Origin of the sequence: Collimonas arenae (genome assembly GCF_000786695.1) — a bacterium.
GTDB classification, from domain to species: domain Bacteria; phylum Pseudomonadota; class Gammaproteobacteria; order Burkholderiales; family Burkholderiaceae_D; genus Collimonas; species Collimonas arenae_A.
The window spans coordinates 191409-202994 of sequence record NZ_CP009962.1; the positions used below are offsets into that span (position 1 = coordinate 191409).

12 protein-coding genes are annotated in these 11586 nt (G+C 55.5%); 5 read left to right on the plus strand and 7 right to left on the minus strand.

The features are described 5' to 3' along the window. Positions 1–12: 12 nt before the first annotated feature. Complete coding sequence (phnD, locus tag LT85_RS00865; protein ID WP_052134465.1) at positions 13–1023, minus strand: phosphate/phosphite/phosphonate ABC transporter substrate-binding protein; 1011 nt, start codon at positions 1021–1023, stop codon at positions 13–15. Positions 1024–1208: 185 nt separating this feature from the next. Next, positions 1209–2525, minus strand: coding sequence for a haloacid dehalogenase-like hydrolase (locus tag LT85_RS00870; RefSeq protein ID WP_052134467.1), 1317 nt, complete (start codon positions 2523–2525; stop codon positions 1209–1211). Positions 2526–2831: 306 nt separating this feature from the next. Between LT85_RS00870 and LT85_RS00875 the strand changes: the two genes are divergently transcribed. Beyond that, the gene (locus LT85_RS00875) at positions 2832–3980 is read left to right on the plus strand and encodes a geranylgeranyl reductase family protein (RefSeq protein ID WP_038484163.1); all 1149 of its coding nucleotides are present in this window, start codon (positions 2832–2834) and stop codon (positions 3978–3980) included. Here the strand turns inward: LT85_RS00875 and LT85_RS00880 are convergent. The 4 genes from LT85_RS00880 to LT85_RS00895 all read right to left on the minus strand — a co-directional run bounded on the left by LT85_RS00880 (position 3977) and on the right by LT85_RS00895 (position 8062). Next, a complete protein-coding gene (locus LT85_RS00880) occupies positions 3977–4513 on the minus strand; it encodes a methylated-DNA--[protein]-cysteine S-methyltransferase (protein ID WP_038484165.1) in 537 nt (178 codons plus the stop codon). The two genes, LT85_RS00875 and LT85_RS00880, sit on opposite strands and share 4 nt — an antisense overlap. 404 nt (positions 4514–4917) lie before the next feature. Then, complete coding sequence (locus tag LT85_RS00885; protein ID WP_052134469.1) at positions 4918–6285, minus strand: HipA domain-containing protein; 1368 nt, start codon at positions 6283–6285, stop codon at positions 4918–4920. After that, positions 6257–6571 (minus strand): helix-turn-helix domain-containing protein, encoded by a 315-nt coding sequence (locus LT85_RS00890; RefSeq protein ID WP_052134470.1) that lies wholly within the window; start codon positions 6569–6571, stop codon positions 6257–6259. The genes LT85_RS00885 and LT85_RS00890 overlap by 29 nt, the downstream gene beginning before the upstream one ends. 459 nt (positions 6572–7030) lie before the next feature. Then, positions 7031–8062, minus strand: coding sequence for a Glu/Leu/Phe/Val family dehydrogenase (locus LT85_RS00895; RefSeq protein WP_038484168.1), 1032 nt, complete (start codon positions 8060–8062; stop codon positions 7031–7033). Positions 8063–8514: 452 nt separating this feature from the next. Between LT85_RS00895 and LT85_RS00900 the strand changes: the two genes are divergently transcribed. Then, a complete protein-coding gene (locus LT85_RS00900; RefSeq protein ID WP_038484171.1) occupies positions 8515–8817 on the plus strand; it encodes a type II toxin-antitoxin system HigB family toxin in 303 nt (100 codons plus the stop codon). After that, positions 8814–9239, plus strand: coding sequence for a helix-turn-helix domain-containing protein (locus LT85_RS00905; protein ID WP_038484175.1), 426 nt, complete (start codon positions 8814–8816; stop codon positions 9237–9239). The genes LT85_RS00900 and LT85_RS00905 overlap by 4 nt, the downstream gene beginning before the upstream one ends. 7 nt (positions 9240–9246) lie before the next feature. On the opposite strand, the gene LT85_RS00910 is transcribed toward LT85_RS00905, so the two are convergent. Further along, positions 9247–10506, minus strand: coding sequence for a DEAD/DEAH box helicase (locus tag LT85_RS00910; protein WP_038484178.1), 1260 nt, complete (start codon positions 10504–10506; stop codon positions 9247–9249). A gap of 314 nt (positions 10507–10820) precedes the next feature. Between LT85_RS00910 and LT85_RS00915 the strand changes: the two genes are divergently transcribed. Together LT85_RS00915 and LT85_RS00920 are read left to right on the plus strand one after the other, a co-directional pair. Continuing rightward, positions 10821–10997, plus strand: coding sequence for a type II toxin-antitoxin system HicA family toxin (locus LT85_RS00915; protein ID WP_038484181.1), 177 nt, complete (start codon positions 10821–10823; stop codon positions 10995–10997). A 58-nt stretch (positions 10998–11055) separates the two neighbouring features. Further along, on the plus strand, positions 11056–11472 hold the full coding sequence (locus LT85_RS00920; protein ID WP_038484184.1) for a type II toxin-antitoxin system HicB family antitoxin: 417 nt from the start codon (positions 11056–11058) through the stop codon (positions 11470–11472). Positions 11473–11586 lie beyond the last annotated feature (114 nt).

An 11586-nucleotide genomic window follows, 5' to 3' on the forward strand; every position in this document is an offset into this window, starting at 1 on the left:
GCCGACGCTACATCAGCGCAGGCGGGCCATTTCCAGCGACATACTCAGCTTGCCGAAGCGGGCGGTGATGTCCTCAAACGCCTTTTGCTTTTGCGCAGTGCTCAGCCTGGTGTCATACATATTGCTACGTAACAGGCCGAACATGGTGAGATCGGCGATCGGTTTCAGCTGCGCATCGGTGGAGTGTTGAAAGCCCGACAGGTCGAGGATGTTTTGCAGCACCTCAGGCTGGCTGGCCGGATTTTTCGACTTGCCGTAGGTGACGAAAAACTCTTCGATGCGGGCCTTGCTGGCGGCCGGTAAATCCTTGCGGTACAACAGCGGATCGTTAGGGATCAGCGGCGAGGACCAGATCACGCGCACTTTACCGAACTGTTCCGGCGATTCCTTTTTCAAGCGGTCCAGCTCTTCGGTATTGTTGGTGGCGACATCGACCTGGCCGTTGATCACTGCCTGCAGGTTCTTCTTGTGATTACCGACGACGATGCTCTTGAACAGTCTGTCCGGCTCGACCTTGTTCTTGGCGAACGCATAGTAGGCTGGCACCAGATAACCCGAAGTCGAATTTTTGTCGCCGTCGTAGAAACTGTATACGCCCTTGTTGCTCAAGATATCTTCGAGGGATTTGATCGGGCTTTTGGCTGGCGTGATCAGCACGGAATTGTAACCGCGCGACCCATCTTTCTTGACCATCTGCGCGAATACCGTCGACTGGTTGTCTTCTACCGCTTCCAATGCGATTTTGCTGCTCAGCCACGCCACCTGGATGGTGTTGGATTTCAAACCGGCCAGGATCTCGTTGTAGTTGGTGGAAACCACCGTGCGCACTTCCATCTTGGTGTATTTCGCGAAGTCGTCGATCACCGGCTGCCAGCGCTTCTGCGTATCTTCGGCAGTGGTGGTGGCGATCAGGCCGATGGTGATCTTGCGCGGATTATCGTCATCCTTGGCAATCGCGCGCGGTACGACGCTGTACATGACCAGGGAGCTCAGCAAAAGAGCGGTTTTCAGTAATTTCTTCATTGTTGCCTATCGAACTATTGCGGGTGATGAGGGAAAACGTGCCAAACGTGCGCAAGGTGTGCAATGTGCGGAACGTGTGCAACGTGTGGCATCGGCCGCGGGCATCGAAAGATGGTCCGCGGCCGATATGCTTAAAAACAGAAATGCAGTCCGGACAAGGTCGCTTGTCCGTACTGCCTGAGTTGTCAGCCGAGCAGCGTTTCGCTGGCTTTGCCGTATTTGATGCTGGCTTCGGCCGGCATCCAGTTGCCGGTCAGCTCGTTACGGCCTTGCAGCAGGAAGCGTGGCGACTTGGCCGGGATTTGATCGGCAGCCAGTTTGGAGAGATCGCCGATCTTGCCCTTCTTCATGCGATTGACGATCATGCCCAACTGGGTGTCGGCAAAATCGCGCAGCATGTCGTAATCGCCATCGCTGTCGCCAGCCACGAAGATCGGTCCGTAACCTTTGCTGGCGACCAGTTCCTTCTTGATCACCTCGGTCTTGCCCGGACCCCAGTTGAGCGGCCAGCCAGCCTTGTACTGGTTGACGAAGACGCCGTTGGCGCTTTCCAGGCGCAGGCCGAGCACGTGTTCGCGCTTGACGTTGTAGCCGTATTTCGGCGTGGTCGCAAACACTGCCACGACATCTTCCAGCGAAGCCGAGCTGACATAGACATCGATCCCGCTTTGCTGGAGGGCGTCCATCAAGGTGGCGATTTCAGTGCACAGGCGAATTCCATGGAAATGCGTGACGCTGACGATACCGGCCTTGCCCGGCTGCGCCGTGGGGCTGGTGTATTTGGTCTTGACCAGGCCCAGGCCGAGGTTGTGGTCGTTGGATGCTTCCGCCAGCTTTTGCACTTCAGCGACCGACATGTTGGTGAAGAAATAGATCACCCATGGGTAACCGACATTGACGCCATAGGTTTCGTTGACGGCCTCATACAGGTAGTAAAGTTTGGCGCGGAAATCCTGGAACTGCACGGTTTCGCGGATCTCTTCCAGTTTCTTGTCGCCTTTGAATTTGTCGCAGTTGTCGTACAGGTACTGATAATCGCCGTCGATATCGCTGCAGATCGCATCCAGCTCGACGCTCTGGCCGGCAGCGTTCTTGTACTCGGCGGCAAACGGGCCGGCCGGCACGTTTTGACGAATGATTTCGCTCAATTCCTTAGGCGTCAGCTTGAACGACAGCGTATTGATCTGGTACATCAGCAGCGCTTCTTCGGTGTCGTTCATGATGCTGGTGTTATCCCAGTCGAACACCGCGTAAGGACGGCGCTTAGGATTGTAGCTCGCGCTGCTGCTGCCGTTGCGCGCCAGCAGGGCTTGCAATTGTTCGCGGTTGCGCGGGCTCCATTTGGCGCGGTCCAGCGTCAGGCCCGCGGCTTTGGCTTCTTTCGCCAGCAGCTCGCTCGGCGCCAGCGCCGTTGCCGCCAGCCCGGCTACCAGCCCGCCGGTGAGCAGTGTGCGGCGTTTTTGCAAAATGGCTTTGTCTTCCGGTTTTTTTACGCTTGTCATGAATGCGGCCTCCCTGTGCCAGTCGAAATATATGTTCAGTTTTCTTGTCCCAGGCATTTTGTGCTTGCCTGTTGGGCAACTGATTACACTAACATATTTCTAATTGGAAACGTAGCTGGGTGGCAAAAGAAATGCGCTAATTCCTGCTGGCTAGAGATGCGCCTGCAGCCACTTGATTTGCGGTTTTCAGCTATGCTCACAGTTCCGTCAGGCAATGCAAAATAGACCTTTGTGAGGTACCGCTGATGAAGTCATGGAGAAATCCGGAACGACGCTGCTTTCTGTCATCCCTGGCGTGTCGTCGACATGTTTGCTGACGACAGCGACGTCCTGATCGTCGGCGCCGGCCCGGCCGGCGCGCATCTGGCTTACCTGCTGGCGCAACAGGGCCTGCAGGTAACCATCATCGACAAGCAGGCTTTTCCGCGTGCGAAAGTGTGCGGCGGCGGGCTGTCGCGCAAGGCCATGGACCTGCTGGGGTTTGAGCTTGGCGACACCATGCACCAGCCGATCAGCGGCGCGATTCTTACCTATGGCAATCGCGATACCGTCCTCAAGGAAATGCCGTCGATGGCGGCTTGCACCGTGGTGCGCAGCGAATTCGACCAGATGCTGCTGGAGCGCGCCCGCGCCCAAGGCGTGCGCTTTTGCGCCGAAACCGCATTTATCGATGCGACCGAATCCGCCGATGCGGTCAGCGTCACCACCAGCCGCGGCGTGTTTCGCAGCCGTTTGCTGCTGGCTGCCGACGGCGCCTCCAGCGCCGTGCGCAACCGCCTGTTCGGCAAGGACCTGGTGACGTATGTACCGGCCCTGGAAGCCTTGGTCTGGCCGGAGGACGGCGCGCTGGAGGAGTTTGGCCAGCGCGCCTTGTTCGACTTCGACGGCATGCCGCATGGCTACGGATGGATTTTCCCGAAGCGCGATCATTTCAATGTCGGTGTGTACTCACCTTTTGGCGGCACCGCGTTGCGCCAGCATCTGGATCGCTTTGCCGCCGCCTACGCCGGCCTGCAGCGGCCGCAAAGAATCACCTACCAGGGTTACGTCATCCCGTTAAGCAATCGACGCCGGGAGTTCCAGCGCGGCCGCGTGTGGTTGCTGGGCGATGCCGCCGGCTTGGCGGAAGCACTGTTCGGCGAGGGAATTTATTTTGCGCTGAAGACCGCCGTCCTTGCCGCCAGGGCGATTGCGGAGGACGGCCTGCGCGCTGACAGTTCCGGGTACAGCCGGCTGTTACGCCGAGAGCTATTGCCCGAACTGCGCGCGGCGACCTGGATGGCGCGGCTGGTCTACCGGTTTCCAAAACTGACTTTTTCTCATCTGGTGCTGAACCAGCGCATCAACCAGGATTTCGCCGGCCTCATCAGCGGCGAGATCGGTTATCGCCATTGCCTGTACAAGACTGCACTCGGATTTCCGCGCTGGCTGATGCCGAGCAAGGCGCCAGTCTAAAAACCAGGCAGGCGCAAGGTCTCGGGATCACCGGCTTCTGCCCGCTCATGGCCCAGCAGCCAGGCTTTGCGCTCCAGGCCGCCGGCAAAGCCGGTCAGCTTGCCGTCGGCGCCTACCACCCGATGGCAAGGCACGATAATGGCGATCGGATTGGTGGCGTTGGCGCTGCCCACCGCGCGGGCGCCGTTGTGCTCGCCCATCTGTAGCGCCAGTTTGCCGTAGGTCGTCATCCGCGCCGGAGGAATCTGGCGCAGTGCCGACCATACGCGTTGCTGGAACTCGGTGCCGTTGGTGGCGACGGCGATGTCTTTCAGCGCGTCCAGTTCGCCGGTGAAATAACGCTGCAGTGCTGGTTCGGCGCTGGAAGGAGAGGTGGCCTCGCTCAGGGAGTAATGGCCATAGTGTGTGCTTAGCAAAGTCCGCATGCGGGCTTCATAGTCGTCGAAATCCAGCGCGCGCACGCGGTCCTGGCTGTCGGTGACCAGCAGGATGACGCCGATGGGCGAGGCGATCCGGTGCAGAAATAGATTCATGTTGGTACTCTCGTCAAATAGCCTCGAATAGTATTGCTTGGCTGATGATCGTAGTTTACAGATACATGGGATTCTATGCACTCTGAGTCTTGCGGTCGAATTCGACGCATGTCCGCATTTTCTTGTCCGGTCTGCATCGCTTGCTGTTATAAAAACTAAGAGGCTGTTGCAAACACACCTGGCGTTGTTGCCCTTGCAGGGCGCGCCCGGGCTTGCAAGCCCGGGCCGTTCCGCAGGCAGACGACAGTGTTGTCTGAAACCCCTGCTACGCGCTCCTGGCTGTACTGTCTTCGTCGGAGCGCCTAGCCATCTGTGTTTGCAACAGCCTCTATACAGGGGTAAATCATTTACATAATTTTTCGCTAAAGCTCGGTTTGCTCGGAGCTTCAGACTGGAACAGCCTACTAGAACATACTGGGGTCAACCCCTGTGATTTCCTCCGCAATCCTGGCATGCCGGAGAGACATGCGTTGAACGACATTACATACATTCTTTGCGACTTCTGCATCGGCGCCTTCACGTATCACTTCTTGGGCCGTTCGCTCTCTAAAACTATCCATTCGCCGGATGAGTTTTTGCATTTCCTTCGCCACAAGTTGTGGCCGCAAACCGCAACTTGCGGCAAAGTTCGCCCATTCGTAGGCGGAGAGTTCTCCTTCCGTGAAAGCATCTCCAATGGCCATGGCAAATGAATCTTCAATGTGAGGATTGCTGCAGGCCAAGATGCTGACCAGGTCGTATGCCGGCGCCGCGACGAAACCGTAAGGCTGGCAGAAAAATGAGATGTTTTTTGCATGTGCATCCGTGTTCCCGATCAGGACCTGGAAAATCGCCCATCGCAGCATGAGAAGTCGTTGTGCAGCTGGATTTGCGCTACTTTGCAAAAATTTAAAAATTCTCGGCAGTGATGCTCCGTCTCGAATGTTTTTGACATCGGGAGAATCTCCATATGGCCGTTCATATTTGAGGCCTACCGAGATACCCAGCGCTTGGCAGCCATCGATGATGTGTAGCCGGCGCACGCGTTGCCCGTCCTGAATGCGATCAAACCGGTCTACTTCGAGTATGGGCTCAGGAACGTGTACCAGACGCACGTTGGCAACAGGTAATCCCACGTTTCGAGCAAGCCGCATGCAATAGAATTCATTGCTGGGCAAGCCGGCGAGGGCACGATTAACGGGTTCCGGCTTCAGGATGACGGTAGAGGCCAGCTCGCCACTTTCAACCAGAAACCATTCGTCTTTTTCTTTGTAGACGGCGATTTTGTCTTGAAACCCTGCGATAGATAGGCGGACCTTGCCATCCCAGACTGAAAATGGCTCATATGGCCGGGACCTGATGCGCTCGGACATCTCCGGCCGCGTCAGCGGACGCAGGGCATCCTTTGTTTCGTCTGCGGGAACCAGCACTTTGATGTCGTCGCTTGCTTGTTCAGGGTCATCCAGTTGAATCCGTAAGGCGCCGGCCGTTTCCTTGCCTAGCGCAAGCATGAGCCCGACCAGATTGGCTTTTGAAAGTTTATTGGCCGTTGCTGCGTCGTCGAGCGCGTGTCCCTCCGGTAGCAGATTTTCAAAGAACTGCCGAACGGCCGCACTGTGCGCTTCAGCCGTTTGCCCGGCTTCAGGCTCCAGGGGAATAAATGGACTCAGCGGATAGGGGTTGCGTCGAGAGAGCCAGTTTCTGGAATAACTAAAAGCGAATTGATTGGATTCCGGATCGTGGGTTACCCACCCCGCAATTTGGTCATCCAGGAATATTCCAAGCCGATTCATTAGCGTTTGCCTTTAAAGTATTGAGGATCGTCGGCAGGTCCTGCTTCTTTACAGCGATGAGGCTTATTCCCAAAGCCTCCGTGATTTTGAGAACAACCCCTAACCCTACTGTGGCTTTGCCGGCCTCCAGGTCGGAGAGAGTTTGTTTGGCCACTCCGATTGTCATGGCCGCTTCTTCTATGGTCATGTTCGCTCCAGTGCGACAGGCACGAACGGCAGCGCCCAGCACTTCAGCATCGCTGAGAACGGGGAGGAGGGGGAAAGGGGTTTTTATAACTCGCTTCATAATTAATCCTATTTTGTCAGGATTATAGTGAGCGGGATATTAATGGGCAAATAAAAACCTACTAAAATAGGTTTTATGACGACTATTGATGATACTCTGATATAAATCCTATTATGGAAGGATTTTATGGGAGATTTGATAAATCGATTTCTAAAATTCTATCATGGTAGGATTTTAGATAAAGCTCCGGCACTAAAGACAATAATTTAGTGACACCAGACTTCCAGGGCGTCGTTATAGCTCACCAGGTACGATTTGCAAAGACGTCTATAGTCTTGCCATCAAGTTTTTTTACTACGATATTGCAGATGATTTTGGCCCGAGTTGTGGCTGTTTTTTGTTTGTCGTTAGCGCTAGTTTTTGATCCGGGAAACGAAAACGCCCGCTTATCGCAAGCGGGCGTTTTGTAAGACACAGTCTTAATAGCTGGATGGAGAGTTAAACCACCAAAATCTATTATTAGTGTTTGAAGCGTGCTTCAGCCAGCTTGTCCGCCACGACGCTGGTCGGCAAACCTTCCGAATCCGCGCGTTTGAAGATTTCAGCCAGGGTCACGCCGATTTCGCGCACGTGCGCTTCGACGTCGGCTTCCGGTTTGTCGTAATACTCGTAGCAGACCTTGATGATGCCGCCGGCGTTGATGACGAAGTCCGGTACGTACAGGATTTCTTTGCGGCGCAGCAGTTCGCCGATGTCGGCGGTAGCCAGCTGGTTGTTGGCGGCGCCGGCGACGATCTTCGCTTTCAGGCGTGTCAGGGTAGCCGGATTGAGCGTGGCGCCCAGTGCGCATGGTGCATAGATATCAGCCTGGACGTCATAGATGGCGTCGGTCGCGACCACTTCAGCGCCGAACTCGGCACGCGCGCGTTCCAGCGCAGCCTGATCGATATCAGTCACGATCAGCTTGGCGCCGGCTTCATGCAGGCGGCGTGCGTAGTCATAGCCGACGTTGCCCAGTCCTTGCACGGCAACGGTCAAGCCTTGCAGCGAATCGCGTCCCAGGTAGTGCTTGACCGCGGCTTGCGCGCCAACGAAGCAACCCAGTGCGGTGAATGGAGAAGGATCGCCGCTAGCGCCCAGGCCTGCGACATATTTGGTCTTGGTGGCGATATGCGCCATGTCCGCCGGGCTGGTGCCGACGTCTTCTGCCGTGATGTAACGGCCGCCCAGACGCTCCAGCGCTTCGCCCATGGCTTCGAACAAGGCAGGTGTCTTTGCTGTTTTTGGATTACCGATGATGACGCTTTTACCGCCGCCGATAGGCAGGCCGGCAACCGCGTTCTTGTATGTCATGCCGCGCGACAGGCGCAGTACGTCGTTGACGGCGACGGCTTCGCTCGCGTAGTCCCACATGCGGCAACCGCCCATGGCCGGGCCGAGGTTGGTGTTGTGGACTGCGATGATGCCTCTGAGGCCGGATTTTTCTTCGGAAACGAAGACCACTTGTTCGTGGTTGTCGAAATTCAGTTCATTGAAAATGAAAGTGCTCATGCTTTTGGCTCCGTACGGATAGCATTCGCGCGTCCGGATAGGGCGGGCTATGTTTTTCCGGTGTTCTATGGTTAATTCCAATTCACAGTAGAAGCGATCACAGCGTTGCTTCGCCTAGCCGTGCTAAAGCACTGTCTTCGGCTTTGCGCCTTGTTCTCGTTCCTACAGCAAACCGGAAGGGGTGTAATTCCAGTGCTTGCCGGCAGGTTGTTGCCGTCAAGCGGGTAAGGCCGTGATTGTGTCACGCAGGCGTGAGTGTAATTTATCGCTATGTGAAACTCAATTGAGTTCGTGGACTGAAGCTAAGATAGTACGCAAAATATTGCATAAATCGTATTTTAGTTGCCAAAAAAGTGCAGCATGCGACTAGGGTGCAGTAATAGGCACAACGAGGGAAAACCGATCAATCGCATAGCGCCAATTATAGCAATTTGCTATAATTCAAATTCTTCATGCATATCATCTCCAAGAAAGCGATTGCAGTCTTTTGCTTGAAGCATCCGTCTGCACAGCAGTCTTTGCAGGCTTGGTACCGCTTGATCAGCATCTCCAGTTTCGCGGACTTTACTGAAATCAAGCGGTCGTTCAACTCTGCGGCTTATGTTTCGCCGCATACGATATTTGATATTGGCGGCAACAATTACCGGGTAATTACAGCAATTCACTACAACCGGCAAAAGCTGTATATCCGGGAAATATTCACCCACTCGGAATATGACCGCTGGAATAAGGTGCACAGGAGCAGGAAATCATGAATACATCTGCTATCGATACCGCGATTGTTGCGCCGGCCTGGAAAGCATTCCAAGGATCGCTGCCGGTGAAAATCGGCGTCATCCGCGACGATGCGCAATACGATCAGGTCGTCGCATTCATGAATGGCTTGCTGGATGTGGTGGGCGACAATGAAGAGCACGAACTTGCCGATTTTCTTGACCTCGTGGGTCAGCTGGTCAGCGACTATGAAAATACGCGTTATCTCATTCCCGGCGCCGCGCCGCATGAAGTGCTGCGCTTCATCATGGAGCAGCACGGATTGAAACAGACTGACCTTGCTGAAGAAATCGGCGGCCAGTCCGTGGTGAGCGCTATTCTCAATGAGAAGCGCGTAATTAACGCACGGCAGGCCAAGGCGCTTGCCTTGCGCTTTGGGGTATCGCCTGCGGCATTCCTGTAGTGCGCGATTAGTCGTTTTGATCCTGTGCAGCCGCCTCGCGCAGCTTGTCCTTCTTACTCTTGCGCTTACCCTTGATGCCGCCGTTGACCGTATCTGTCGCCGATGAAACGTTCGCCGGCGCGGCGGTATCGACCGGTTCAAAACCGGCAATCTGCTCACGTTCGCATTTCAGATGATGGCGTTTCTCGATCAGCCGGAAATGCGCTTCGGTATCGGCGCTCACGAAACTGATGGCGATGCCGCTCTTTCCGGCGCGGCCGGTGCGGCCGATGCGGTGGGTATAGTCCGTCGCTGAGCGCGGCAAATCGTAGTTCAGAACGACGGGCAACTGTGCAATGTCGATGCCGCGTGCGGCGACATCGGTGGCTACCAGCACCTGCAATTTGCTGGCCTTGAAATCGGCTAGTACTTCATCACGCGCACCCTGGCTGAATTCGCCATGAAAGGCGGCGGCCTTGATGCCGGCGCGATGCAGCTTGTCTGCAATATGTTCGGCGGAATACTTGGTGGCGACAAACACCAGCACCCGGCCCCATTTGTTTTCTTTCAGCAGATGCCGCAGCAGTTGGGTGCGGCGGCCAGCGTCGACCACAATCGCGCGCTGCTCGATATCCGGCTGGTTCTGCGCCAGTGCAGGCACGGCGATGCGGGTGGGCTGGTGCAGCATCCTGGCCGCCAGCGCATGCACCGCTGTGGGAAACGTTGCAGAGAAAAACAGGCTTTGGCGTCGCGTCGGCAAGAGCGCCAGGATACGTGTGATTTCATCGGCGAAACCCATGTCCAGCAAACGATCGGCCTCGTCCAGCACCAGCGATGCGACTGACGACAGGCTGAGCGCGTTGTGCTCGATCAAATCGAGCAGGCGGCCTGGCGTCGCTACCACCAGATCGGCGCCGCCGCGCAGATCCATCATCTGGGGATTGATCGAGACGCCGCCAAACAAGGCGGCGATTTTCAAGGACGAGGGACAGGCTTGCGCCAGCGTCCGGATGGTTTCTGCGGTTTGCTGCGCCAGTTCACGGGTCGGGACCAGGATCAGTACGCGCAGCCTTCGCGGTTTTTCGGCGGGGGCTTCCTGCAAGAACTGCAGTAGCGGCAGCGCAAACGCCGCAGTTTTTCCCGAACCGGTCTGGGCCGCAGCCAGGACATCGCCGCCGCGCAGTATGTCCGGAATGGCAGCTGTCTGGACCGGGGTTGGCGTCAGGTAGCCGCGGGCGCTGATAGCTTGCAGGAGAGCGGGAGACAGACCCAGTGATGAAAATGACATGATGAAGGGCCTTAAGATGGAGCTTGATACGTGTTTGAGGTGAAAAGCGCGCCGGTTTCCGGTTTGCGAGGCAATCATCTTACCATTCACGTGTCCGCCGTCGTGACGGAGGGCGATGCCTCTCAATTCGATAACTGGCAATTGATTCGGAGACAAGACTGGAAAATGGCTTTGACCGCAAATTTTTATGCTTTGTCTTGTATTGCTATCCAATTCAACGGATTATCGCAGGGGTGTTTTATATTAATCAAATATGTTTAATGTCTTCTTGTTTTTTTAAACAATTTTGATTAATATTGGTTGCGAGGCGTTTAATGAAGCAGAGCGAATTTGTTAAGTGGCTCAGACAGCAAGGAGCGACTTTCGTAGAGGGGGCGAACCATACCAAAGTGACCCTGAAAGGCAGGACAAGCTTCTTGCCCCGACATCCCTCCAAGGAACTTAAAACAGGACTTGTCGAAGGCGTAAAAAAACAACTCAATCTAAAGTGAATCGCTTCCGAGGAAGCGTCGCTTGCGGACAGTGCCCTCATCTCCAAAAGGAACAATCATGAAATACCCTGCAGTCTTTAGCGCCGACCAGGATGGCGGCTTTGTGGTGACGTTTCGTGACATTCCTGAAGCGATCACGCAAGGTGACGATGAAACGGAAGCCATGGCAATGGCGCGCGACGTACTGCTCGAAGCAATGCGCGTTTACTTCGATGAAAAACGTACGGTGCCATCGCCGTCGAAAGCGCGGCCTGGCGAGCGCCTGGTGGATCTGCCTCTCAGCGCCCGCGCAAAAATACTATTGCTGAACGAGATGCTTGCAAAAAAGATCGGCCCCTCTGCCCTGGCGCGGATGATGGACACCACGCCGCAGGAAATCAATCGCCTGATAGATCTCAACCACACCACGAAGATTGACCGCATCGGAGATGCGATGAGCGCGCTGGGTAAGCAACTTGAGCTGATTGCCGCCTGATGTCCGGCGCAATCTCTATCAGGACTTACGCAAAATTTCGTCAGCAAGGCATGCCGACGAAGATAGTACGAAGGTGCAACTAGGAGGCATAACGCCGCTAGCGGAATTTTGCGC